The sequence below is a fragment of the Agrococcus jejuensis genome, assembly GCF_900099705.1.
Taxonomy (GTDB): domain Bacteria; phylum Actinomycetota; class Actinomycetes; order Actinomycetales; family Microbacteriaceae; genus Agrococcus; species Agrococcus jejuensis.
Genome location: NZ_LT629695.1, coordinates 1611388 through 1634891, shown reverse-complemented (window position 1 = coordinate 1634891; position 23504 = coordinate 1611388). Strand labels below are relative to the sequence as shown.

Sequence of the window (23504 nt, the reverse complement as noted above, 5' to 3'; positions counted from 1 at the left end):
GGCGGCATGATGCTGTCGAAGGACGCCATCGCCGACTGCATCGAGGTCGTGCGCGGCCCCGACTTCTACATGCCGAAGCACGAGCACGTGTACGAGGCGATCCTCTCGCTCTACTCCCACGGCGAGCCCGCCGACGTCATCGCCGTCTCCGACGAGCTGCAGAAGGCTGGCCACCTGTCGCGCGTCGGCGGCATCGAGTACCTCTACTCCCTCACGTCGGTCGTGCCGACCGCCGCGAACGCCGGCTACTACGCGACGATCGTGGCCGAGAAGGCCGTGCTGCGCCGCCTCGTCGAGGCCGGCACGCGCATCGTGCAGATGGGCTACAACGCCGAGGGCGAGGTCGTCGACCTCGTGAACAACGCGCAGGCCGAGGTCTACGCCGTCAACGGCGGCCAGCAGTCCGAGGACTACGTGCCGCTCTCGGTCGCCATGGTCTCGGCGATCGAGGAGATCGAGGCCGCCAAGGGCCTCGACGGGCAGATGACGGGCGTGCCCACGGGGTTCCGCCAGCTCGACGAGCTCACGAACGGCTTCCACCCCGGCCAGCTCATCATCGTCGCCGCCCGACCCGGCTTCGGAAAGTCGACGATCGCGCTCGACTTCTCGCGCGCCGCCGCGATCAAGGGCGACGTGCCCACGTGCTTCTTCTCGCTCGAGATGTCGAAGTCCGAGATCGCGATGAAGCTGCTCTCGGCCGAGTCGAGCATCCACCACCACAAGATGCGCAAGGGCACGATCGAGTCGCGCGACTGGACGACGCTCGCGCAGGTGCGCGGCCGCATCAACGACGCGCCGCTCTACATCGACGACAGCCCCAACCTGACGCTCGTCGAGATCCGCGCGAAGTGCCGTCGCCTCAAGCAGCAGATCGGCCTCGGCATGGTCGTGGTCGACTACCTGCAGCTCATGACGAGCGGCAAGAAGGTCGAGTCGCGTCAGCAGGAGGTCTCGGAGTTCTCGCGATCGCTCAAGCTGCTCGCGAAGGAGCTGCAGGTGCCGGTCATCGCCCTGTCGCAGCTGAACCGTGGCCCCGAGCAGCGCGCCGACAAGAAGCCCGCCGTCTCCGACCTCCGCGAGTCCGGCTCGCTCGAGCAGGACGCCGACATGGTCATCCTGCTGCACCGCGAGGATGCGTACGCCCCCGACATCCGCCCCGGCGAGGCCGACATCATCGTCGGCAAGCACCGTGGTGGCCCGACGGCGACGATCGCCGTGTCGTTCCAGGGACACCTGTCGCGCTTCGTCGACATGGCGCAGGACACGTCGTCGTTCGGCGGCGGCCCGCCCGGGATGCCCCGGCCGGCGCACCCGCCGGCATCGGCGGCGCGCCGGGTGGAGCCGGCGGAGGCTTCTAGCCCCCGGCAGCTGGTCGAGGAGGCCCCGAGCCGCAGGCGAGGAGCCGTCACGAGACCACGCGACGTGCCCGCCCGACGCGACCACGCACGGGGCCGGGCGGGAGCGGCAGTCGCGTGGTCTCGTGACGCGTGCTCGCTGCGCTCGCGCGCTCCTCGACCAGCTGCTGGAAGCCGCTGGCCGGTCAGGCCCGCAAGCGACGGGTCATCGCCTCCCCACAGCTGGTCGAGGAGGCCCCGAGCCGCAGGCGAGGAGCCGTCACGAGACCACGTGACGTGCCCGTCCGACGCGACCGCGCACGTGGCCGGGCACAGGTGGAGGAACCCGCGTCAGCCTCGCGACAGTCGATCCAGCGCCTCCATCGCGGCGGCCGCCGCGCCCGCAGGCACCAGCAGGTGATCGTGGCGCAGCCCGGCGATCACGTTGCACGAGATGCCCGCATCGGCGAGCGCTCGGCTCACCGCCGCGGGCTGGCGTCACATCTCCTCGTGGCGCTCGGGGTCGCCATCCCACAGCCGACCGCGCGCGAGCGACGAGATCGCGCGCAGCTCGGTCTCGTCGAGCGTGAAGTCGAACACGTCGGCGTTCTCGCGCTGCCGCTCGGCGCTCGACGACTTCGGGATGGGCGTCGAGCCCAGCTGCGTGTGCCAGCGCAGCACCGCCTGCGTCGGCGTCACGTCGTGCGTGCCGGCGACGTCGGCGATCACCCGCTCGGTGAGCAGCTCGCTGCGGCGCGCGAGCGGGCTCCACGACTCCGTGCGGATGCCGTGCTCGGCGTGGAACGCGCGCAGGTTCGCCTGCGGGAAGTACGGGTGCAGCTCGACCTGGTTCACCGCCGGCATGACGCCGGTGGCGTCGGCGACGCGCAGCAGCATCTCCTCGGTGAAGTTCGAGACGCCCACCGAGCCGAGCACGCCCTCGTCGCGCAGCGACACGAGCGCGCGGAACGTGTCGACGTAGCGATCGACCGACGGGTTCGGCCAGTGGATGAGGTGCAGGTCGATGCGGTCGAGGCCGAGCCGCTCGAGCGAGCCGTCGACGCTGCGCCGCGTCTCGTCGAAGCCGTGGTCGCGGCCCGGCACCTTCGACGTCACGAGCAGCTCGTCACGCGGAACGTCGCTCTCGCGCACCGCGCGGCCGACCTCCTCCTCGTTGCCGTAGTTCACAGCCGTGTCGAGCAGGCGGTAGCCGATGTCGATCGCCGAGCGGATGGCCGCGACGCCCTCGTCGCCGTCGAGCTTGTAGGTGCCGAAGCCGAGCTCGGGGAAGGCGGTGCCGTCGGCGAGGGGCACGGTGGGGATCGTCAGCATGCCTCCATGCTGTCGCGCGCGGCGGCCGCGCGACAGGGGGTGCGCATCCGCCGCATGCGAACGGGGCGCCGACCAGATGGTCGGCGCCCCGTGGCGAAGCCGTGCGTCAGGCCTGCTGCGCGATCGTGAACGTCACGCGGCCCTGGTCGTCGGGTGCTGCGTCGAGCACCTTGTCGGCGAGGGCGGTCGTGGCCGTGTCGTCGAGGAAGACGCGGGCGCCGGATGCGTCGAGCACCTGGTCGCCCTCGGCGGGCGCAGGAGCGACGCCCACGTTCAGCTGGTCTCCCTCGGCGCCGCTGATGCGGAGGCCTCCGGTCTCGGCGGCGTCGGACTGGCCGACGATGCCGGTGATGACGGTCTGGGCGGTCTCGGTCAGGGTGAGCATGGTGCTCCTCTCGGATCGCGAGCAGGCCACGATGCCGAGGATCGCAAGACGACGCAACCCCTGCGGGCCGACCTCGGGCGTGTCGCTCGAGGCCGCGCAGGGGTCGCGTGGCGGTGGATCAGTACTGCGTGATGGTGACCTCGGCGACGAGCGGATCGCCGCTGTACTCCTCGACCATGAGCGTGTACGTGCCCGCCGAGAGGTTCTCGTCGAGGCGCGACGCCCACGTGACGTCGCCGCCGTCGTCGTCCTCGTACGACTGGCCGTTGCCGGTCAGCTCGATGCGCGGGTCCTCGCCGTTCGTCGGGATGACGTCGATGACGTAGCGGCCCGACGTCGGGATCTCGATGTCGGTGTACGACTGGCCGTTCGCCGAGATCGTGACCGTGAACGTGCCGACGCCCTGCGTGCCGCCACCGCCGCCACCACCGGTGCCGCCGCCACCGGAGCCGCCGCCCTGGGTCTGCACCTGGGTCGCGCCGCCGATGAGGCTCGACACGGCCCAGATGCCGCCGCCGACGAGCAGGAGCAGCAGCACGAGCACGCCGGCGCCGATGCCGACGAACAGGCCGGTGCGGCTCTTCTTCGGCGGGGTGGCGTAGGAGTTCCACTGCTGCGCGCCGGTCTGGCTGAAGTCCTGCGGCGCGCCGTACGACGGCGTCGACGACTGCGCCTGCCACGACGGGGTCTCCTGCTGCTGCCACGACGGCGCGGATGCCGTGGGCTCGGGCGTCGAGGCGGGCGTCGGGTTCCACGAGGGCTCGGCGGAGCCCGCTGCGGGCGAGGGGTTCCACGACGCGTCCGACGTGCCCGCGGTGGATCCGCCGTCCCACGCGGTGCCGGGGCCCGCGTAGGGCTCGGGCGACCACGACGGCTCGGCGCCGGCCTCGCCGGCTGCGGCACCCGCATCCGACTCGTCCTTCGGCTTGAAGCGGTCGTCGCTCGCGGCGGGCTCCTGCGACGGCGCCCACTGCGTGCCGTCCCACCAGCGGGTCGCGCCCTCGCGCTCGGGGTCGGGGTACCAGCCTGCGGGGGTCGTGCTGCTCACGTCGAGTCTCCTCATGCGCTCGTCGCCACGCGGCGACGTCGAGACGGCCACCGGGTGCGCGGCGGCCCGACCGGGATGCTACTCCCGCACGCCTGAAGGCAGGCGGGTGCGGCGACGCACGGCGACTCGGCGACGGTGCGAGGGGGACGGGTGCCAGACTGGGGGCCGCCGAAAGGGGCACCATGATCGATCCGGCCGACTCTCGCGTCGCCGTCTACATCGACTTCGACAACATCGTCATCTCGCGGTACGACCAGCTGCACGGCAGGGGCACGTTCCACCAGCAGCGCGTGAAGTCGGTGCAGCGCGGATCGACGGATGCGGTCGCGACGCGCGTCGAGCAGGCGACGGTCGACGTGGGCGCGATCCTCGACTACGCGGCGTCGTTCGGCACGCCCGTGATCTCGAAGGCGTACGCCGACTGGTCGGTCGCGGTGAACGCGGGCTACCGGCAGCAGCTGCTGGCTCGCGCCGTCGACCTCGTGCAGCTGTTCCCCACGACGCGCGGCATCAAGAACGGCGCCGACATCCGCCTCGCGGTCGACGTCATGGAGGACCTCTTCCGCCTGCCCGACATCACGCACGTCGTGATCGTGGCGGGCGACTCCGACTACATCGCGCTGGCGCAGAAGGCCAAGCGCCTCGGCCGCTTCGTCGTGGGCATCGGCGTGGCCGGGTCGACGTCGAAGTCGCTGGCGGCCGCGTGCGACGAGTTCGCCGACTACGACGCGCTGCCGGGCGTCGAGCGCCCGGAGATCCCCACGAAGGCCGAGCTCGCCGAGCAGGCGAAGGCGGCGCAGGCTGCCGCGACGCCCGCGGAGAGCGCCAGCGAGACGGGGGCCGCGAGCGAGCAGCCGAAGTCGAACGGCCGGCGCCGTCGGCCGAAGGCCGAGGAGTCGACGGCCGAGTCGCCCGCCACCGAGGCACCCGCGACCGAGACGAAGGCTCCGCCCGCATCCAAGCCCGCCGAGCGCGAGATCGTCGACATCGACGAGGACGACGACGAGGACGGCGCCGACCCGATCGGCGACGCCGAGGAGGCGGCCGCCGCGCTGCTCGAGCGTGCCATGCGCGTGAGCCACGCGAAGGACGACGACGAGTGGCTGCACGCCAACGTCGTGAAGGCGCAGATGAAGCGCATGGACCCGTCGTTCAACGAGAAGACCCTCGGGTACCGCTCGTTCACCGACTTCGTCACGGCGCACACGGAGCTCGCGCAGATGCGCGAGGAGGGGCAGGCGCGCCTCATCCGCCTCACGGCGAAGGACTAGTCCCGCGGGCCCACGCCCCTCATCCGCGCGGATGAGGGGCGCCCGCTCGGATCGTCCGCTCGCCCGACGCGGCGCCAGCACCCGCGCGGCGAGGCTTGCAGCATGCAGGCGATCAGTGCGCGGGGACTCCGCAAGACCTACGGACCGACGACAGCCCTCGCGGGCGTCGACATCGACATCGCGCCCGGCGAGGCCGTCGCGATCATGGGCGCGTCGGGCTCCGGCAAGACGACGCTCCTCCACGCCCTCGCGGGCATCGTGACGCCCGACGTCGGCGCCGTGCACCTCGCGACGCCCATGGGCGTCGTCGACGTGGCACGACTGTCGGATGCGGAGCGCACGAGGCTGCGGCGCGAGCGCTTCGGCTTCGTGTTCCAGGAGGGCATGCTCGTGCCCGAGCTCACGGCCGTCGAGAACGTGGCGCTCGCGCTCATGCTCGTCGGCGCCCCGCGAGCGTCGGCGATCCAGGAGGCCGCGATGTGGCTCGGCTCGCTCGGCCTCGCCGGCATGGAGGACCGCCGCATCGGCCAGCTCTCGGGCGGCCAGGCGCAGCGCGTCGCCATCGCCCGCGCCCAGGTGACCGGCGCATCCATCGTCTTCGCCGACGAGCCGACCGGCGCCCTCGACTCGGTCACGAGCGCCGAGGTCATGTCGGCGCTGCTCTCGGCGACCGTGGGCCGCGGCCGCACGCTCGTGCTCGTGACGCACGACGAGCAGGTCGCCGCGCGCTGCTCGCGGGTCGTGCGGATGCGCGACGGACTGCTCGTGGATGCGGGTGTCGGGGCCGCAGATGCGCCCGCCGCCGCGCCCGCACCCGCAGCGCCCCAGCCTTCCGGCACCCTCCCGCCGCCCGTGCCCGGCACGGCCGTGCCGCCGCCGCATCCCGCGTACGGCACGGTCGAGCAGCCGCGCGTGCCGCTCACGACCGAGCAGCAGTGGCAGGTGCGCGCATGAGCTCGCTGCGCCTCGCCCCCATGCTGCTGCGGCCGTCGACGCAGGGCGCGGCCGTGCTCGCGCTGCCCGTCGTCGCGTTCGGCGTCACGACGTGGCTGCTCGGCATCGTGCTCGGCGGCGCCCGCGCCTTCTTCACGTGGTCGGGCTCCGACGCCGCGACCTACCAGATGCTCGCCGTCGTGGCGTTGGCGCTGCTCGCCGTGCCGCTCGCGACGCTCGGCGGCTCGGCCGCGCGCCTCTCCGCACGCCGCCGCGATGACCGCCTCGCCGCCCTGCGCCTCCTCGGCGCCACGAGCGGCACCGTGCTGGCGCTCGCGGTCGGCGAGGCGACGATCCTCGCGCTCGTCGGCGCGATCGTCGGCGCCTCGGCGGCGTTCGCGACCGCGCCGCTCATCGGGCTCATCCCGTTCGCGGGCGAGCCGCTCGGCTCATCCGCGATGCTGCCGCCGCTCTGGTCGGTCGGCCTCGTCGTCGCCGTCACGCTGCTCGCCGCGGCGAGCGCGCTGCTGTCGATGCGCCGCGTCATGGTCACGCCGCTCGGCGTCGCCCGTCGCGACGCCCCGGCGCGCGTGCACTGGGCCGTCGTCCTGGTCGCCGTCGCCCTCATGGGCGTGGTCTACGCGGTGTTCTCGAGCTTCTCGACGCTGGGCGAGGCGCTCGGCATCGCCGTGCTCATCGCGATCCTCGGCGCTGGCTTCGGCATCGCGATGCTCGTGCTCAACCTGCTCGGCCCGTGGATCGTGGGCGTGCAGGCGCGCATCCAGGTGCGGAACGCGTCGTCACCCGCGCGCCTCATCGCGGCTCGCACCGTGCTCGAGTCGCCGAAGGCCGCGTGGCGGCAGGTGGGCGGCGTCGCGCTCGTGACCTTCGTCGGCGTCATCGCCGGCGTGGGATCGGCGCTGCTCGGCAGCGCCGGCGGCGACTTCTTCCTCGCCGACGACATCCGCACGGGCCTCATCATCACGGTCGTCGGCTCGTTCATCACCGTCGCCTGCACCGTCGGCTTGCAGCAGGCGGCGTCGATCCTCGACGGTCGCGCGCTCTCGCGGGCGCTGCACCACGGCGGCATGGACGTGGGCACGATGGATGCGGCGCGCCGCTGGGCGGTGCTGTCGCCGCTGCTGCTCGTGGTTGCCGTCTCGGCGATCGCCGCGGGCGTGCTCGTGGTGCCGCTGCTCGGCATGGCGCTGCTGACGCAGCCGCTCACCGTCATGATCACGGGCGGCGTCGTGGTGCTGGGCGTCGTGCTCGTGGGCGTCGGCCTGCTCGCGACGCGGCCACTGCTGCGCCGCGTGGCGACGGCGCACGTGGCGACGGCGTAGGTCCCACCCGCTCCCTGAGGTGCGAGCCCGAAGGGCGAGCCTCGAAGGGTTCCTTGCCGAAGACTCCGGTGGGGATCCTCTCGAGGCTCGCCCTTCGGGCTCGCACCTCAAGGATCGGTCCTTGGCGCATCCTCCGAATCCGAGGGGAGCGAGGTGCGCAGGAACACACGAGCCGCAACCCGCGTTGCCCCCAGCATGGCCTTCAACGACATGATCATCGACGCGTTCCGCACGGGCGAGGGCGAGGTGCACGAGCCGGTGGACTTCGGCCGCTCGCTCGGCCTCCTGCACATCCCCAAGAAGGACGGCACCATCGCGCTGACGCCGCTCATGGCGCTCGAGGAAGACGGCTCGTGGCACGTCGTCGCCAGCGCCGCGGGTTCGCCGAAGCACCCGGCGTGGACCTTCGGTCTGCGCCGCGCGTCCGCGATCGACCTCGAGGTCGCCGGCGACCTGGGCGAGCCCATCCGCGTCGTGCGCGTGGCGGTCACCGAGCTCGAGGGCGCCGAGCGCGACCGCGTCTGGGAGACGTTCAAGCAGGCCGGGCCGTCGTTCGCCGGCTACGAGGCGACCGCCGAGGGCCGCGTCTTCCCGATCTTCCGCCTCACGCCGGTCGAGCAGCCCGACGCATCCTGACCCGCGTCGCCCGCGGGCGCGTCAGCGGCCGAGGTGCGCGAGCACCGCGGTCGTCATGGCGCGCACCGCGGTGTCGAGCGTGGGCTGCAGCACGGGCACGAACGCGGGGGAGTGGTTCGTGGGGATGTCGGTGAGCACCGTGCCGGCCTCGACCGCGGCCGCGTGGCGCGCGTCGTCGATGCCTCCCGTGAACCAGAAGCAGTAGGGCGCGCCGTACGCGGCGGCGAGCTCCGAGAAGTCCTCCGAGCCCGACAGGCGCTCCATCGGCACGACGTCGCCGCCGAACTCCGCGTCGAACGCGGGCTGCAGCGTGCCGACGACGCCGGGGTCGTTGTCGGTGACGGGCGCCCACAGCGTGTGCTCGATCGTCGCCGGCTGCGTCGCTCCGGCGGCCTGGCACTCGGCCTGCACGATGCGCTCGATGGCGGCGTGGATCTGCGCGCGCACCGTCTCGTCGTACGTGCGGATGCTGAGCCCGAGCCGCGCGGTCTCGGCGATGATGTTCGACTTCGTGCCCGCGTGGATCGTGCCGACCGTCACGACCGCCTGCTGCGACGACGGCACCTCGCGGCTCACGATCGTCTGCAGGCGCAGCACGATCGACGCGGCGATCACGACGGGGTCGATCGTCGTCTCGGGCTGCGAGCCGTGGCCGCCGCGGCCGTGCACCGTGACGATGAGCTCGTCGACGGCGGCCATGATCGGTCCGGCCGACAGGCGCACCTGGGATGCTGGGTAGGGCGCGACGTGCTGGCCGAGCGCGGCGTCGATCGACGGCACGAGCGCGCGCAGCGCATCCGTCATCGCGCGGGCGCCGGCGACGGTCTCCTCTGCGGGCTGGAACACGACGACGAGGGTGCCGCTCCACGCGTCGCGGTGCTGGACCAGCAGGCGCACGGAGCCCTGCAGCGTGGCCATGTGCACGTCGTGGCCGCACGCGTGCATGACGCCGACGATGCCGCCGTCGACCTCGGCGGTCTGCGTCGAGCGGTACTCGACGACGTCGTCCTCGACGACGGGCAGGCCATCCATGTCGGCGCGCACGAGGATCGTCGGGCCGTCGCCGTTGCGCACGATGCCGACGACGCCCGTCGAGGCGCCGACGCCCTCGTGCACCTCGTCGATGCCGGTGGCGCGCAGCTCGGCGGCCATGCGCTTCGCGGTCTCGTGCTCGCGGTCCGAGAGCTCGGGGTGCGCGTGGAGGTGCTTGTACAGCTCCTCGGTGAACGGGCGGACGGAGGCCAGGTCGTCGAGCACGCGCATGCTCCGAACCTACACAGTCGAGGTTTTCGGCCCGATGTGACCTCACATCGGGCCGAAAACCTCAACGCTCCCGGTCAGAGGGGGCGGACGCCGCCGATCGCGGGGTTCCACTCCTCGATCGCCGTGATGACGACGCCGGGGTGCGTCATGTACGGGTCGGCGTCGATCGCCTGCTGCACGCGCTCGCGGTCGGCCGAGAACAGCAGCAGGGCGCCCTCGCCGTGCTCGTACGGGCCGGCGGCCAGCAGCACGCCCTCGGTGACGAGCTCGTCGAGCAGCTCGCGGTGGCGGGGGCGCAGCTCGAGGCGGCCGGGGGCGTCGGTGTAGCGCAGGTGCAGGGCGATCATGCTGCGAGCCTACGGCGGGGCGGATGCGGTGCCGGGGCGGGATGCGGCGTGCGCAGCGCGAGCCGGCCGGCGCGCGACGCCGCGGCAGGGCCGGCGCGCGAAGCCACCGCAGCGCACGGCCGCGAGGGGATGGCGCATGTCGGCGGCGGCGTGCAGACTGCACGCATGCCCGAGCTGCCCGAGGTGCAGGCGCTCGCCGACGATCTGCGCGGCCGCCTCGTGGGCCGTCGCGTGCGCAGGCTCGACACGTACGCCATCTCGGCCCTCAAGACCTTCGACCCGCCACCGCGCGCGCTCGACGGCGGCGAGATCACGGGCGTCGAACGGCACGGCAAGTGGCTCGACCTCGCCGTCGCGACCGTCGGCGACGCGCCGGCCGAGCTGCACGTCTGCATCCACCTCGCCCGCGCCGGCTGGCTGCGGTGGCGCGACGAGGCGCCCAAGACGCGGCCGCGCATGGGCAAGGGACCGCTCGCCGCGCAGCTCATGCTCGACGACGACGCGGGCTTCGACCTCACCGAGGCGGGCACGAAGAAGGGCCTCGCGATCCACGTCGTGCGCGCGCCGAGCGACGTGCACGACATCGCGACGCTCGGGCCCGATCCGTTGGGCGACGACTTCACAGAGGATGTGTTCGGTGCGGTGCTCGACGACGCGGGTCGCGCGCAGATCAAGGGCGTGCTGCGCAGCCAGCGCCGCATCGCGGGCATCGGCAACGCGTACTCCGACGAGATCCTGCACGTCGCGCGCATGTCGCCGTTCCACCCGGCGTCGATGGGTGCCGACGACCGGCATCGCCTCTACGTCGCGCTGCGCGAGACGCTGCGGGATGCCGTGGCGGCGCGCGCGGGCGTGCCGGCGTCGAGCCTCAAGTCCGAGAAGCGCTCCGACATGCGCGTGCACGGTCGCACGGGCGAGGCATGCCCTGTGTGCGGCGACACGATCCGCCAGGTCGAGTACGCCGACTCGACCTTCCAGTACTGCCCGACGTGCCAGACCGGCGGCAAGCCGCTCTCCGACCGCGTGCTCTCGAGGCTCCTGAGGTAGCGGAGCCGCATCCCGAGCCCGTTACCATAACGAGTGAGGAGGAAACGATGGGGCGACCGCAGGATCCGACGATCCGACCGCGACTGCTGGGCGAGATCCAGGAGGCGATGCAGGGCTCGACGCTGAGCTCGGTGACCTTCCGCGGCCTCGCGGGCGAGCTCGGGCTGTCGACCTACTCGCTCAGCTACCACTTCGGCTCGCGCGCCGAGCTCATCGACGCCATCCTCGAGGGCACGATCCGCGCACGCGCCGAGCTGCTCGGCGACCAGGACCTCTCGACGCTGTCGCGCGCCGAGATGCGCACGTTCCTGCGCGACGGATACCCGCTCACGCTCGAGGAGCCCTACGCGGCGGGTGTGCGGATGCAGTTCGAGGCCGGCGCGCTCGAGCGCATCGACCCCGACATGGGGCAGCGGATCGCCGACAGCCATGCGGCGTGGACGGATCAGTTCCGACGCTGGTTCGAGGCGCAGGGGCTCGCGCCCGAGCGTGCGGCCGTCGGGTCGCGCGCGCTCACCGACGCGTTCTTCGGCACGCAGTTCGGGTTCGTGCTCACCGACGACCGGGATGCGGCGGTCGCCGCCACCGAGCTCGCCGTCGAGGCGCTCATGACGCACCTGCTGGGGCCCGAGCCCGCCTGAGCCGGCGCCTCCACGTCGTCGCGCCCGCCCTCGATGGGGTGCGGCGAGCTGCCGCATGCGTACGGCGTCCCCCACTCTTCCGCCAGTTTTAACCGTGCGTTATGATAACTGGTGATAGGTGAGCATCCATCACCTTCGGAGGGAATCGCATCATGGCCAGCAGCACCACATCTGCGGTCCAGCACGAGCTCGCACCCGGCGTCGACGTGCGGATCGACGCACCGTCGGCGCGGGCAGGACGTCGCATCGACGCGCTGCTGGACGCCGCAGCCACGGAGGTCGCCGAGCGCGGTCGCGAGGCGCTGACGACCGCGGAGGTCGCCGCGCGCGCGGAGGTGTCGATCGGCACGGTCTACCGCTACTTCCCCGACCGCACGGCGCTGCTCGAGGGCCTCGGCGCCCGCGCGCGCAACCGCGTGCAGCGTCACCTCGTCGAGGTGCTCGCCATCGCCCCACCCGGCGAGGAGACCGTCGCCCGCGCCCTCGTCTGGGCCATCCGCGCCTCCCGCGACGCCGAGCCCTCGTACCTCGCGCTCGGCATCGGCGAGCGCGTCGACCCGCTCGGTGCCGATGGCGTGGACGCTGCCTGGATCGAGGCCACCGCCCCCGCCGCGACCGCGCTCGGCGCGCTCGGCGTGAGCGAGTCGCGCGCCCGGCGCTCGTGCGTGCGCGCCGCCATGGTCGCCGACGCCATGCTGCGCAGCCCCGACGACGTCGACCAGCGCACGCTCGACGCCCTCGTGGCCGAGACCATGCGGCGCAGCCTCGCGAGCGTCGCGGCGGCCGACGCCGCCTGACCTGCGCTCCGCCTCAGCGGGCGGTGTGCGCCACGAGCGCGTCGACGAACGCCGGCCAGCTGCGCTCGAGCACCTCGTGACCGCTGCCCGGCAGCACGACGAGCGTCGATCCCGGCATCGCCGCCTGCAGCGCACGCCCGTGCGCGAGCGGGAAGACCGGGTCGCGTTCTCCGTGCACGACGAGCGCCGGCATGCGCACCTCCGCGAACCCGCCGCCGACCGGCGCGTCGAACGTCATGGCGAAGTGGTTCGTCGTCGCGGCGCGCAGGTCGCGCGTGCGGGCGACGTCGGCGGCGGCGAGCGTGCGCGTCGCCTGCTCGTCGAAGCCCGGATCGTCGCCGACGTACGCGCGGATGCTCGCGACCAGCAGGTCGACGGCACCCTCGGGGTCGGCGGGATCCATCTCGCCCTGCGGCGACGCGGCACGGAAGGCGTCCGTCGGCGGCGGCAGGTCGTCGTCGCCCGTCGTCGTCGACACGAACGTGACCGTGGCCACGCGAGACGCGTGGTCGACGGCGAGCATGAGCGCCACGCCACCCGACATCGACCGGCCCACGACGTGCGCGCGCTCGACGCCGAGCGCGTCGAGGATCGCGACGGCGTCGCGTGCGAGGTCGCTCATGGCGTAGCCGGGGTCGCCGAGCGGGAAGGTCGTCGACAGCCCCGTGTCGCGCTGGTCGCAGCGCACGACGTGGCGACCCGCGGCGGCGATCCGGGCGCACAGCGCCGCCTCCCACCACAGCATCGAGGCACTCGCGCCATGGATGAGCAGGATCGTCGGGTCGGCCGGATCGCCGAACGTCTCGACGGCGAGCTCGACGTCGCCCGCGCGCACGACGAGGCTCGTCATGCGACGACGGTAGGCCCGCCGGAGCCTGCCGTCCAGGGGGTGCGGGGGCAGGATGGTCGCGTGAGCGACGAGCGACCGACCGGCTGGACGACCACCGCGACCCGCGAGGTGTACGCGAACCGGTGGCTGCGCCTGCGCGAGGACGAGGTCGTGCGGCCCGACGGCGGCACGGGCATCTACGGCGTCGTCGAGGTCGCGAACCCGGCGGTGTTCGTCGTCGCGATGACCGACGCCGACGAGGTCGTGCTCGTCGACCTCTACCGCTACACGACGGGTCGCTGGTCGACCGAGGTGCCCGCGGGGTCGACCGACGGCGAGGATGCGCTGGTCGCCGCCCGCCGCGAGCTCGCCGAGGAGACGGGCCTCGCCGCCGACGAGTGGGTCGAGGTCGGCGCGATGTCGTCGCTCAACGGCATCTGCGACGCCCCCGAGCACGTCTTCCTCGCGCGCGGTCTGCATCCCGTCGCCGCCGACGTCGAGGCGACGGCCGCGACGCAGGCCGAGGAGGGCATCGCCGGGGTGCGCCGCGTGCCGTTCGGGGAGGTGCTCGCGATGGTCGGCCGCGGCGAGATCAGCGACGCCGAGACGATGGCGGCGATGCTGCACGTCGCCGTGCACCTCGGCCGCGTCGGCTAGGTCGTCGCGAGCGGGTTGCGCTGCAGGTCCTGCGCGAGCATCACGAGGATGCCGCTCGGCCCGCGCAGGTAGGTCAGCAGGTACACGTCCTCGTAGTTGGCGACGCCGCGCAGCGGATGCGCGTCGTGCCGCGCCGCGATGGCGAGGGCGGCGTCGAGGTCGTCGACCTGGAAGGCGACGCGATGCATGCCGATCGTGTTCGCCTGCGCCGGCTCGACCTCGATGCCGGCGGGGTGGATGGGCTCGAACAGCTCGAGCGCGCCCTGCCCGTCGGGCGTCTGCAGCACCGCGATGCGCGCGTGGTTGCCGTCGAGGCCCACGGCGGTGTCGGCCCAGTCGCCGCTGACCTCGTCGCGGCCCTGCAGCGTCATGCCGAGGTCGGTGAAGAAGGCGATGGTGGCGTCGAGGTCGCGCACGGCGATGCCGACGTTGACGAGGCGGAGGTCCATGTCGGCGACGGTAGCCCCGCCCCGGCTGGGCCGCCACCCGCGTCCCGCTCCCTGAGGTGCGAGCGAAGCGAGCCTCGAAGGGTGCACCGCGAGCGACGCCCCGCCAGGATGGAGCCGATGAGCGACGACGCCTACTTCCTGCCCGCGGGCACCCACGACGGCGCGGAGGTGCTGCAGCCCACGGCGCACACCGGTAGCCCGTGGAGCGCGGGCATCCAGCACGGCGGCCCCGTCGCGGGGCTGCTGTGGCGGGCGTGCGAGCAGGCGCCGGGCGCCGAGGGGTGGATGCTCACGCGGCTCGCGGTCGAGCTGCTCGGTCCCGTGACGCTCGACGAGGTCGCGGTGCGCGCCGAGGTCGTGCGCTCGGGCCGCTCGGCCGACCTCGTCGAGGCGGAGGTGCTGCAGCGCGGTCCCGGCGGCGCGTGGCGACCCGCGGCACGTGCGCGCGGCTGGCGGATGCGCACGGCCGACACCGCATCCGTCGCCTACCGCGCCGGGCAGCGGTTCGCGCTGCCGCCCGAGGGCGCGCCCACGCTGCACGACGCCCCGGTGCCGCCGCTGTGGCTCGAGGGCTTCGTGGGCTCGCTCGACTGGCGCTTCGCGTCGACGTTCGGCGAGCGCGGCGCGCCGACGGTCGCGTGGGCGCGGCTGCGGATGCCGTTCGTCGCGGGCGAGGAGCCGAGCGCGTCGCTGCGGGCGATCCTGCCGATCGATGCGGCGAACGGCGTCGGCGCGCGCCTGGACACGCGGTCGTGGACCTTCATCAACACGGAGCTCGCCATCCACCTGTTCGAGCGTCCGACGGGCGAGTGGACGGGCATCGAGGCGGAGTCGTCGATCGGCTCGGCGGGCGTCGGCCTGAGCCAGGCGGTCGTGCACGACGAGCACGGCCCCGTCGGCCGCATCGCCCAGTCCCTCCTCGTCTCGCCTCTCGACCCAAGGAATTGAGGTTCTCGGCCACTTTTGATGTCAAAAGCGGCCGAAGACCTCAATTCCTCGAGTGGACTGGGATGCGCAGGCCACCCAGGACCACTCCGCGCCGAGTGGCCTGGAGCGACCCGCGTAGCGTCCAGCCCCATGAGTGAAGTTCAGGTTCCCGCACGCGCGACGGACGGCGTGAAGCGCGGCCTCGCAGAGATGCTGAAGGGCGGCGTCATCATGGACGTCGTCACCCCCGAGCAGGCGCGCATCGCCGAGGACGCCGGCGCCGTCGCCGTCATGGCGCTCGAGCGCGTGCCCGCCGACATCCGCGCGCAGGGCGGGGTCGCCCGCATGTCCGACCCCGACCTCATCGACGCCATCAAGGCCGAGGTCTCGATCCCCGTCATGGCGAAGGCGCGCATCGGCCACTTCGTCGAGGCGCAGGTGCTGCAGGCGCTCGAGGTCGACTACGTCGACGAGTCCGAGGTGCTGAGCCCCGCCGACTACGTCAACCACATCGACAAGTGGGGCTTCGACGTGCCGTTCGTGTGCGGGGCGACGAACCTGGGCGAGGCGCTGCGCCGCATCACCGAGGGTGCGGCGATGATCCGCTCGAAGGGCGAGGCCGGCACGGGCGACGTCTCGGAGGCGACGAAGCACATCCGCACGATCAACAAGGAGATCCGCGCGCTCGCGTCGCTCTCGAAGGACGAGCTGTACGTCGCGGCGAAGGACCTGCAGGCGCCGTACGCGCTCGTCGAGGAGGTCGCCCGCGAGGGCCGACTGCCCGTCGTGCTCTTCGTCGCCGGCGGCGTCGCCACGCCCGCGGATGCGGCGATGATGATGCAGCTCGGCGCCGACGGCGTCTTCGTGGGCTCGGGCATCTTCAAGTCGGGCAACCCCGTCGAGCGCGCCGCCGCCATCGTGAAGGCGACGGCGCAGTTCGACGACGCGCTCGCGATCGCCGAGGCGTCGCGCGGCCTCGGCGAGGCCATGGTCGGCATCAACGTCGCCGACCTCCCCGCACCGCATCGCCTCTCCGAGCGCGGCTGGTGACGCGCGTCGGCGTGCTCGCGCTGCAGGGCGACGTGCGCGAGCACCTCGCCGTGCTGCACGGGCTCGGCGCCGACGCCGCCCCCATCCGCTCGGCCGCGCAGCTCGAGGGCGTGGATGCGCTCGTCATCCCCGGCGGGGAGTCGTCGGTCATCGACCGGCTCACCCGCATCCTCGGGCTGCGCGAGCCGCTGCGGCAGCGGATCGCCGACGGGATGCCCGTGCTCGGCACGTGCGCGGGGCTCATCCTGCTCGCCGACCGCATCCTCGACGCCGCGCCCGGGCAGCAGACGCTCGGCGGCCTCGACGTGACGGTGCGCCGCAACGCGTACGGCAGCCAGGTCGACTCGTTCGAGTCGTCGGTGGCGATGCCGGCGATCGGCGACGTGCCGGTCGCGGCGTCGTTCATCCGCGCGCCCGTCGTCGAGCAGGTCGGCGACGACGTGACGGTGCTCGGCGAGCACGAGGGCCGCATCGTGGCCGTCGAGCAGGGCGCGCTGCTGGGCGTCTCGTTCCACCCGGAGCTCGTCGGCGACGACCGCGTGCACCGGCGGTTGCTCGCGCGCGTGGGCTGAGGGCGGCTCGGCGCCGGACGCAACCGCGATACCCTGGGATGCGGTGAGCACGATCGAGCAGCAGGGCGACCACACGTCGCCGACGCCGAGCGAGCGACCCGTCTGGCAGCTGCCCGCGGCGCGTGCCGTGCCGGCGGTCGCCGTGGGCGTGGCCGTGACGTTCCTGCAGTCGCACGACGCGCTCGTCGGTCTCGTCGCCTTCGCGGTCGTCGCGCTCGGCACCGGCGCTGCGCTGCTCGCGCTGCGCGGCGCCGTCTACGCCGAGGTCGCGCGCTTCCCGCGCGTCGCCGGCATCGCAGGCCTCGTCGCGGGCGTCGTCGCCATCGCGCTCGCGATCGCCGCGCCGAGCGGCCTCGCGCTCAAGGTCGTCGTCGCCGCCTGGGCGATCGTCGCTGCGGCCGTCGAGGGCTGGGCCTGGTTCCGCCTGCGCGCCACGACCGACCCGAAGGCGCGCCGCATCGCCGCCGACTGGCGCTTCGTCGCCGCGTTCACGCTCGTCGCCGCCATCGTCTTCGCCTGCATGCCGAGCCACGACGTCGTGCTCGTGGGCCTCGTGGGCGCGTACGCGGTCATCGTCGGCGTCTTCCACGGCATCGCCGCCTACTCGGCGCGCGCCGCGGCGAAGGATGCACGGGAGGCGACGGCATGAAGCCCTCGCGTCGCGACCGCCTCAAGCCGGTCGAGTACCTCGCCTTCGCGGGCGGCATCGGCATCTTCTCGGCGCTCGTGGTGCTGCTCGTCATCCGCGAGCCCATCCACGCGCTCATCATCGGCGGCGTCGCGTTCATCGTGTCGCTCGTCGTCATCGCCACGCTCACGCTCGTCGCGAATCCTCCGACGCCCGAGGAGCGCGACGACCACGACGAGCCCCGCGGGCACTGACGCCATGACGATGGCGGGCGGGCGGATGCGGCTGCTCGCCGCATGCGCGCTGGCCGGCACGGCCCTCCTCGCGGGCTGCCAGTCCGTCGGCGTCGCCGACCCGGCCACGGGGACCGCACCCGACGGCCCGTACCTGCAGACCGCCGACGCGATCTTCGACCCCGTCGCCGACGACGTCGCGGGCACCGAGGCGTGCGACGGCGTCGCCGGCCGCGAGGCGCTCGAGGTCTTCGACCGCGTCGCGTGGCCCGAGCTCGACGTCGCGGCGGGTGAGGCGACGCTCACGTGCGGCAATGCGAACGGCGCGGGCTGGCGCCACATCGCCGACGGCCACACGGGCGACTTCGGCGAGCTCGCCGACGAGGTCGGCTCGTCGTGGGAGGACGTCGCGTGGTTCGCGATCGACCAGGCGCTCGAGGCGCCGACGAGCGTCGAGGAGTACCGCGACGACATCGTGAACTACGACGTGCGCGTCGAGCTCGTGGGCGACACGGGCGACGTCGAACGTGCATGGATCGTCACGGTGGGCTACGGTCTCTCGTCGAGCAGCATCATCACGTCCTTCCCCGATGAGGTGGATCCTTGACCCTTCCCGACCTGGTCTCCGCGACCTGGCTCCAGCACCACCTCGACGACGAGCGGCTCGTGGTGGTCGACGCGTCGGTGGGCGCGTTCCGTGGCGCCGACGGCATCCCGGGCGCGCTGCGCTTCGACCTCGACGGCGTCATGTCGCGCCACGACACCGATGGCGTGCACGACATGCTCGACCCGGTCGAGTTCGAGCAGCGGCTGCGCGACCTCGGCGTCCGCGACGGCGACCGCGTCGTCGCCTACGACGCGCAGGGCATCTTCTCGAGCGCGCGAGCGTGGTGGATGCTCGAGGCCGCAGGCGTCGAGGCTGCGGTGCTCGACGGCGGGCTGCCAGGATGGGTGGACGCCGGCGGCGAGACGCAGGCGACGCGCGAGCGCGCCGACGTGCCGGGCGACGTGACGGTGCGGTGGCGCGACGACGCGTTCGTCGGTGCCGACGTCGTGGCTCGTGCGATCGCCTCCGACGAGGCCGTCGTGCTCGACGCGCGCTCGTTCGAGCGCTTCGCGGGCATCGCACGCGAGCCTCGCAAGGGTCTGCGCGGCGGGCACATCCCCGGCTCGGTGTCGCTGCCGTACGAGGCGCTCGAGTGCGACGGCCGCCTGCAGGAGGTCGGCAGCCTCGCCGACCGCATCGACGAGGCCGCGGGCGACGCGCCCATCATCACGACGTGCGGCTCGGGCGTCACCGCCTGCATCGTCGCGCTCGCGGCGACGCTCGCGGGCCGCGACGACGTGCGCGTCTACGACGGCTCGTGGTCGGAGTGGGGCCGCCCCGAGTCGGGCCGCCCGGTCGCCGTCGGCGACTGACGCGCGTCCTGCGTCAGCGCTCGTCGACGTCGCGGGCCGGCGCGCACGTCGTCGCGGGTCGAGCTCGCGACGTCGACGATCGACGGTGGTCGTGGCGTCGCCGACGCTCAGGAGGTCATCTGATCCGAGACGGCGTACGCCCAGGCGACCGGGTCATGGGGCTTGCCGAAGCCGTCGTCCTCGAGCAGCTGACGCGACCACGCCTCCCGGATCGAGTGCACCTGCGGATCGTCGAGCTGCAGCTGTCCCCGCACGATCTCCTGCCACGACGCGTCCTCGGGCGCCGAGAAGGTACCGCGGAGTCGCGGCTCGAGCGCGGCCATGCCCTGCGCCGTCGCGGGGTCGAGGGCGCCGATGAGGTCGAGGACGTAGGCGTCCACCAGCCTGAGGAAGGGCTTGCCCTCGTAGCGATCGGTCATGGTCATGCGCTCCCCTGGTCGTCGGTCGGCTCGTCCTGCGGCGGCGCTCCGCGGAACGCATCCGTCATGCCCCGCGCCCAGGCGTGGGGATCGTGCGGCTGCCCGAGCTCATCGTCGAGCGCCAGCTGCTCCTCGTAGGCCCGCCGGATCGTCGTGACGTCGAGCGTGGTGAGGGCGAGCCGTCGCTCGATGAGTTGATCCCACGTTCCGCGATCGGCGTCGAACGCGAGCTGCAGCCGTCCGGTGTGGCTCTCGGCCTGGCGCGCGGACTCGGGATCGAGGAGACCGATGAGATGCAGGAAGTAGGCGTCGAGCAGACGTGCCTCGATGTGCGCGATCTCGGCGGGGATCTCGCTCATTCCAGGGTCCAGGGCCGCGCGAGCGCGGTCTCGACGTCGCCGGACATGACTTCGGTGAGGATCGTGAGCATCTCGTCGCGCGACACTCCGTAGAGGACATGCTGCGGTTCGTGCGGCTGTGCTGCGTGGTCGAGCACGACCGTGCCCGAGGCGTACGCCGATGCGCTCCACCCGTACGGGTCGCCCGCGGCGACCTCGAGCTCCTCGTCGTTCGCGTCGTCGAGCTCGGCGAGCAGTGCGGGGAGATCCTCGATGCCGGCGGGGTCGGACGATCCGTCGAGGTGCGTCACATGCATGGTCGCACCCTACCGGCGCGCACCGTTCGGCACCGCCCACTCGGCGTACCCGCCCATGGGGCCGCCGTTCGGGCCGATCCGCGGGTGCAGCACGTCCTGGAAGATGCTGCCCGGCTCGTGCTGCCATCGGGGTACGAGCTGCATCACGCCACCCTCCCCGTCGGCCTGCGAGGTCAGGGCGTGCTGCCACGTCCAACCGTCGGGCGAGGTCCGCGGGAAGGCGCCCTGCGCCCCGGGTGACACGTTCCCGAACGTGCCCGGCTGCATCGACTCGATCGCGTCCATGTAGTCGGGGTCCGCGAGCATGTCGTTGTAGAGGCTCTCGTTCGCCAGCTGGAAGTGCCGCGGACGGCTCGTGCCCCACTCGCCGCGGGGCAGCTGCATCTGGTGCGCGACCGAGTACTGGTTGCCCGTGGGGCCGATGTCGGGCCTCGCATTGCCCGTGCCGCCGTTCTGCCGGTCGATGCGCCGGAGCAGGGCGATGTCATCGGCGGACTTGATGCCCATGCGGGCGAAGATGTCGCTCAGCGCCTCTCCCGCCTCGGCCATCTGCCGTGCGATGGGATCCTTGATGCGGCGAACGAGCTGTCCGATGGTTGCCATGGTCTACTCCGCGGTCGACATCTGCAGGGACTGGAACTGGGCGATGAAGTCTCCGGTGATCGTCTGCTGCTCGTGCGCGTTCGTCTGCAGGTCGCCGGAGGCCGTCTCGAGGGCAGCGAGATCGATCTTGACGCCCTCGACCTCGGAGACCACGCCCTGCACGACCTCCGCCTCGGCGATCATGCTGATCAGCTGCGTACCGGCCCCCATGAGCGGCTCCTCGATCATCTCGAAGATCTGGATCATGGCCTGCTCGATGATCACGTTCGTCGCGAACTTCAGCGCCTGCTTGCGCGCCAGGAAGATCGCGGTCTGCGCGGCGAGGCTGGCGCCGAACGTGAAGGCCGCGGCGGCGATGGCGGTCGCGATCTGCGCTGCCGTGAGCACCAGCTCGGCGATGACCTTCAGCTTGAGTCCGACGACGACGTCGGCGAACACGTCCATGCCTGTCGCAGCGGGGTCGATCAGCTGCACGAAGCCCTGGATGTTCGACGAGCGCGTCTCGTCCCAGCTCTTGACGAAGGCGTCGCCACCCTGGGCCTTGTACGCGGGGGCGATCTGGGAGTGCACGATCTGGTCGGCGCGCTCGACGGCGGCGGAGATGTCCTCGCCGTACTGGCGCAGCATCGCCGCACCACGCTGGACCTCGTCCTCGTCGATCTCGGGCCACTCGAAGTCGAGCATCTGCAGCACCCACGCGAGCTCGTGGGGAAGATTGATCGCCACTGTCAGCCTCCTCGGTCATCCACGAACGTAGGACGGCCCGCTGGACGGCGCCATGGGGAGAACTGCCCAAGTCCGGTGCTGGGAGGGATCCGTCGGCCCCGCCCGGCTGCAGGAGAGCCTCCAGCCGGCGGAGATATCGTGGGCGCATGGATGGCGCTTGGCGCGAGGACGTGCTGGGCGACGGGTTCCACCAGCGCACCCTCCCGCTGACGCCCGACGACGAGGGCGACGTCGTCGCGACCCTCGTGCGGGCGCTGCCCACGCGCCGCCGCTTCTGGCAGGCGGAGCGCGACCTCGAGGACGTCGACGTGCTCTACGTGCACGGCTGGTCCGACTACTTCTTCCAACGGCGCCTCGCCCGCGTCTTCACCGACCGGGGTGCGCGCTTCTTCGCGCTCGACCTGCGCAAGTACGGCCGCAGCATCCGCCCCAGCCAGACGCTCGGCTTCGTCGCCGACCTCGCGACGTACGACGAGGACATCGACGCGGCGCTCGCGGCGATGCGCGAGGGCGGCGCTGGCGAGGGGCGCAGGCTCGTGCTCGCCGGCCATTCGACGGGCGGCCTCACGCTCACCCTGTGGGCGCATCGGCATCCGGGGGAGGCGAGCGCGCTCATCCTCAACGCCCCGTGGCTCGAGCTGCAGTTCGGCGCCCGCTCGCGCGCGGCGCTCATGCCCGTCGCCGACCTGCGCGCGCGCATCTCGCCGCTCGCGCCGGCGCCGCAGATCGACCTCGGCTTCTACGCGCGGGCGCAGCGCGAGACGTTCGACGACGACGACCCGTACGAGGTCGACCATGCGTGGCGGCCCGAGATCGCGATGACGGCGCACGCCGGCTGGATCCGCGCGATCCTCGCCGGGCACGCGCAGGTCGCGGCGGGCCTGCGCATCGACGTGCCGGTGCTCGTCATGCTGTCGACGCGATCGATCCTGCCGACCCGATGGTCGGACGACCTCACGCGCGTCGACACCGTCCTCACCGTCGATCAGGTCGCCCGCGCCGCGCTGCACCTCGGCTCGTCGGTGACGATCGAGCGCATCGACGGCGCGCTGCACGACGTCTTCCTGTCGCGGCGCGAGGCGCGGGCGGATGCGTACGCGCGGCTCGAGCGCTGGATCGACGGCATGCTCGCGCTGCGCTGAGCGCGACGACCCGCGTCAGGCGCGGTCGGCCCGCGCCTCCAGCCGCTGCGCGAGCGCGATCGGCACGATCGACACGACGACGAGCACGACGGCGACGACGTTGACGATGGGCGCCTGGCCCGGCCGGAACATGTTCTGGAAGATCCAGATCGGCAGGGTCGTGACGCCGGGCCCGGCGGTGAACTGCGTGACGATGATCTCGTCGAACGACAGGCCGAACGCGAGCAGCGCCCCTGCGAACAGGGCCGAGCGCAGCTGCGGAAGCGTCACGAGCCGGAAGGTCGTGAAGCGGTCGGCGCCGAGGTCGGCGGACGCATCGACGAGGTTGCCGTTGAGCCGCCGCAGGCGCGCGAACGCGTTGTTGTAGACCGTGACGATGCAGAACGTCGCGTGGCTGACGATGAGCGTGCCGAGGCCCAGCGTGAGCCCGAGGCCCGTGCGGAAGAGGTTGTTCAGCACGATGCCCGTCACGATGCCCGGCAGGGCGATCGGCAGCACGATGAGCAGGTTCACCGCCTCCTTGCCGAAGAACTCGAACCGGTCGAGCGCGAGCGCGCACACCGTGCCGAGCACGAGCGCGATCGCCGTCGCGCATGCGGCGACGAGCACCGACGTGCCCACCGCCTCCCACGCCCCGGCGTTCGCGGCGGCGCGACCCCACCACTCCAACGTGAACGAGCGCGGCGGCCACGCGAGCGCCTGGCTCGTCGAGAACGCGTTCACGAGCACGACGCCGAGCGGCACGTAGACGAACGCGAGCGCGAGCGCGACGATCGCGACGAACGTCGCGCGCACGGGCTTCGAGATGCGCATGGAGG

General features: G+C 72.7%; 30 protein-coding genes and 1 pseudogene. 17 read left to right on the top strand and 14 right to left on the bottom strand.

What is annotated here, in order from left to right; translation table 11 throughout:
- Positions 1-6 precede the first annotated feature (6 nt).
- Positions 7-1257 (top strand): annotated as a pseudogene (gene dnaB / locus BLQ67_RS07740) (replicative DNA helicase); the annotation flags it as partial.
- A 428-nt stretch (positions 1258-1685) separates the two neighbouring features.
- Here dnaB and BLQ67_RS17010 read toward each other — a convergent pair.
- The 4 genes from BLQ67_RS17010 to BLQ67_RS07720 all read right to left on the bottom strand — a co-directional run bounded on the left by BLQ67_RS17010 (position 1686) and on the right by BLQ67_RS07720 (position 4099).
- Positions 1686-1778 (bottom strand): hypothetical protein, encoded by a 93-nt coding sequence (locus BLQ67_RS17010; protein ID WP_331711994.1) that lies wholly within the window; start codon positions 1776-1778, stop codon positions 1686-1688.
- Positions 1779-1832: 54 nt separating this feature from the next.
- Positions 1833-2666, bottom strand: a complete 834-nt coding sequence (locus BLQ67_RS07730) for an aldo/keto reductase (RefSeq protein WP_092503930.1) — start codon at positions 2664-2666, stop codon at positions 1833-1835.
- A gap of 106 nt (positions 2667-2772) precedes the next feature.
- Positions 2773-3051, bottom strand: a complete 279-nt coding sequence (locus tag BLQ67_RS07725; RefSeq protein WP_092503928.1) for a hypothetical protein — start codon at positions 3049-3051, stop codon at positions 2773-2775.
- A gap of 118 nt (positions 3052-3169) precedes the next feature.
- Complete coding sequence (locus BLQ67_RS07720) at positions 3170-4099, bottom strand: DUF2510 domain-containing protein (protein WP_172802271.1); 930 nt, start codon at positions 4097-4099, stop codon at positions 3170-3172.
- Positions 4100-4281: 182 nt separating this feature from the next.
- Between BLQ67_RS07720 and BLQ67_RS07715 the strand changes: the two genes are divergently transcribed.
- The 4 genes from BLQ67_RS07715 (at position 4282) to BLQ67_RS07700 (ending at position 8282) form a co-directional block, all read left to right on the top strand.
- On the top strand, positions 4282-5370 hold the full coding sequence (locus BLQ67_RS07715; RefSeq protein WP_092503924.1) for an NYN domain-containing protein: 1089 nt from the start codon (positions 4282-4284) through the stop codon (positions 5368-5370).
- Positions 5371-5472: 102 nt separating this feature from the next.
- Positions 5473-6324, top strand: coding sequence for an ABC transporter ATP-binding protein (locus BLQ67_RS07710; RefSeq protein ID WP_092503922.1), 852 nt, complete (start codon positions 5473-5475; stop codon positions 6322-6324).
- Entirely contained in the window at positions 6321-7646 is a 1326-nt protein-coding gene (locus BLQ67_RS07705; protein ID WP_092506840.1) for an FtsX-like permease family protein, read from the top strand. Before BLQ67_RS07710 ends, BLQ67_RS07705 begins: the two co-directional genes overlap by 4 nt.
- Before the next feature lie 195 nt (positions 7647-7841).
- Positions 7842-8282 (top strand): nitroreductase/quinone reductase family protein, encoded by a 441-nt coding sequence (locus BLQ67_RS07700; RefSeq protein ID WP_092503920.1) that lies wholly within the window; start codon positions 7842-7844, stop codon positions 8280-8282.
- Between the two features lie 21 nt (positions 8283-8303).
- On the opposite strand, the gene BLQ67_RS07695 is transcribed toward BLQ67_RS07700, so the two are convergent.
- Positions 8304-9545, bottom strand: coding sequence for an amidohydrolase (locus BLQ67_RS07695; RefSeq protein ID WP_092503918.1), 1242 nt, complete (start codon positions 9543-9545; stop codon positions 8304-8306).
- Between the two features lie 74 nt (positions 9546-9619).
- The gene (locus tag BLQ67_RS07690) at positions 9620-9892 is read right to left on the bottom strand and encodes a YciI family protein (RefSeq protein WP_092503916.1); all 273 of its coding nucleotides are present in this window, start codon (positions 9890-9892) and stop codon (positions 9620-9622) included.
- Positions 9893-10057: 165 nt separating this feature from the next.
- Here BLQ67_RS07690 and BLQ67_RS07685 point away from each other — a divergent pair, with 165 nt between their 5' ends.
- The 3 genes from BLQ67_RS07685 (at position 10058) to BLQ67_RS16365 (ending at position 12377) form a co-directional block, all read left to right on the top strand.
- Positions 10058-10939 carry a DNA-formamidopyrimidine glycosylase family protein gene (locus BLQ67_RS07685; protein WP_092506839.1) on the top strand — a complete coding sequence of 294 codons (882 nt, stop codon included), beginning with the start codon at positions 10058-10060 and terminating at the stop codon, positions 10937-10939.
- A 47-nt stretch (positions 10940-10986) separates the two neighbouring features.
- The gene (locus BLQ67_RS07680) at positions 10987-11580 is read left to right on the top strand and encodes a TetR/AcrR family transcriptional regulator (RefSeq protein WP_092503914.1); all 594 of its coding nucleotides are present in this window, start codon (positions 10987-10989) and stop codon (positions 11578-11580) included.
- A 152-nt stretch (positions 11581-11732) separates the two neighbouring features.
- Positions 11733-12377: a TetR/AcrR family transcriptional regulator gene (locus BLQ67_RS16365; RefSeq protein ID WP_157674724.1), complete on the top strand. Its 645-nt coding sequence runs from the start codon at positions 11733-11735 to the stop codon at positions 12375-12377.
- 13 nt (positions 12378-12390) lie between these two features.
- Here BLQ67_RS16365 and BLQ67_RS07670 read toward each other — a convergent pair whose 3' ends face one another.
- A complete protein-coding gene (locus tag BLQ67_RS07670; protein ID WP_092506838.1) occupies positions 12391-13227 on the bottom strand; it encodes an alpha/beta fold hydrolase in 837 nt (278 codons plus the stop codon).
- Positions 13228-13287: 60 nt separating this feature from the next.
- On the opposite strand from BLQ67_RS07670, the gene BLQ67_RS07665 reads away from it, so the two are divergent.
- Positions 13288-13863, top strand: coding sequence for an NUDIX domain-containing protein (locus BLQ67_RS07665; protein WP_231945203.1), 576 nt, complete (start codon positions 13288-13290; stop codon positions 13861-13863).
- Here the strand turns inward: BLQ67_RS07665 and BLQ67_RS07660 are convergent.
- On the bottom strand, positions 13860-14312 hold the full coding sequence (locus BLQ67_RS07660) for a VOC family protein (RefSeq protein ID WP_092503910.1): 453 nt from the start codon (positions 14310-14312) through the stop codon (positions 13860-13862). The two genes, BLQ67_RS07665 and BLQ67_RS07660, sit on opposite strands and share 4 nt — an antisense overlap.
- A 117-nt stretch (positions 14313-14429) precedes the next feature.
- Between BLQ67_RS07660 and BLQ67_RS07655 the strand changes: the two genes are divergently transcribed.
- From BLQ67_RS07655 to BLQ67_RS07625, 7 genes are all read left to right on the top strand, one after another.
- Entirely contained in the window at positions 14430-15260 is an 831-nt protein-coding gene (locus tag BLQ67_RS07655; protein WP_157674723.1) for a thioesterase family protein, read from the top strand.
- Positions 15261-15389: 129 nt separating this feature from the next.
- Entirely contained in the window at positions 15390-16289 is a 900-nt protein-coding gene (pdxS, locus tag BLQ67_RS07650) for a pyridoxal 5'-phosphate synthase lyase subunit PdxS (RefSeq protein ID WP_092503906.1), read from the top strand.
- Positions 16286-16861: a pyridoxal 5'-phosphate synthase glutaminase subunit PdxT gene (pdxT, locus tag BLQ67_RS07645; protein ID WP_092503904.1), complete on the top strand. Its 576-nt coding sequence runs from the start codon at positions 16286-16288 to the stop codon at positions 16859-16861. Before pdxS ends, pdxT begins: the two co-directional genes overlap by 4 nt.
- Before the next feature lie 43 nt (positions 16862-16904).
- On the top strand, positions 16905-17510 hold the full coding sequence (locus BLQ67_RS07640; RefSeq protein WP_092503902.1) for a hypothetical protein: 606 nt from the start codon (positions 16905-16907) through the stop codon (positions 17508-17510).
- Positions 17507-17743 carry a hypothetical protein gene (locus tag BLQ67_RS07635; protein WP_092503900.1) on the top strand — a complete coding sequence of 79 codons (237 nt, stop codon included), beginning with the start codon at positions 17507-17509 and terminating at the stop codon, positions 17741-17743. Before BLQ67_RS07640 ends, BLQ67_RS07635 begins: the two co-directional genes overlap by 4 nt.
- A gap of 4 nt (positions 17744-17747) precedes the next feature.
- Positions 17748-18329: a hypothetical protein gene (locus BLQ67_RS07630; protein ID WP_157674722.1), complete on the top strand. Its 582-nt coding sequence runs from the start codon at positions 17748-17750 to the stop codon at positions 18327-18329.
- Entirely contained in the window at positions 18326-19141 is an 816-nt protein-coding gene (locus BLQ67_RS07625; protein WP_092503896.1) for a sulfurtransferase, read from the top strand. Before BLQ67_RS07630 ends, BLQ67_RS07625 begins: the two co-directional genes overlap by 4 nt.
- Positions 19142-19248: 107 nt before the next feature.
- On the opposite strand, the gene BLQ67_RS07620 is transcribed toward BLQ67_RS07625, so the two are convergent.
- From BLQ67_RS07620 to BLQ67_RS07600, 5 genes are read right to left on the bottom strand one after another with little or no spacing between them, the layout of a single operon-like run.
- On the bottom strand, positions 19249-19566 hold the full coding sequence (locus BLQ67_RS07620; protein WP_157674721.1) for a hypothetical protein: 318 nt from the start codon (positions 19564-19566) through the stop codon (positions 19249-19251).
- On the bottom strand, positions 19563-19919 hold the full coding sequence (locus tag BLQ67_RS07615; protein WP_092503892.1) for a hypothetical protein: 357 nt from the start codon (positions 19917-19919) through the stop codon (positions 19563-19565). The genes BLQ67_RS07620 and BLQ67_RS07615 overlap by 4 nt, the downstream gene beginning before the upstream one ends.
- Positions 19916-20215 (bottom strand): hypothetical protein, encoded by a 300-nt coding sequence (locus tag BLQ67_RS07610; protein ID WP_092503890.1) that lies wholly within the window; start codon positions 20213-20215, stop codon positions 19916-19918. The genes BLQ67_RS07615 and BLQ67_RS07610 overlap by 4 nt, the downstream gene beginning before the upstream one ends.
- Positions 20216-20224: 9 nt before the next feature.
- Positions 20225-20818 carry an HNH endonuclease family protein gene (locus BLQ67_RS07605; protein WP_157674720.1) on the bottom strand — a complete coding sequence of 198 codons (594 nt, stop codon included), beginning with the start codon at positions 20816-20818 and terminating at the stop codon, positions 20225-20227.
- 3 nt (positions 20819-20821) lie between these two features.
- Positions 20822-21544, bottom strand: a complete 723-nt coding sequence (locus tag BLQ67_RS07600) for a WXG100-like domain-containing protein (protein ID WP_092503886.1) — start codon at positions 21542-21544, stop codon at positions 20822-20824.
- 146 nt (positions 21545-21690) lie between these two features.
- Here BLQ67_RS07600 and BLQ67_RS07595 point away from each other — a divergent pair, with 146 nt between their 5' ends.
- Positions 21691-22686, top strand: coding sequence for an alpha/beta hydrolase (locus BLQ67_RS07595; protein WP_092503884.1), 996 nt, complete (start codon positions 21691-21693; stop codon positions 22684-22686).
- Positions 22687-22701: 15 nt separating this feature from the next.
- Here BLQ67_RS07595 and BLQ67_RS07590 read toward each other — a convergent pair whose 3' ends face one another.
- The gene (locus tag BLQ67_RS07590) at positions 22702-23499 is read right to left on the bottom strand and encodes an ABC transporter permease (protein ID WP_092503882.1); all 798 of its coding nucleotides are present in this window, start codon (positions 23497-23499) and stop codon (positions 22702-22704) included.
- Positions 23500-23504 lie beyond the last annotated feature (5 nt).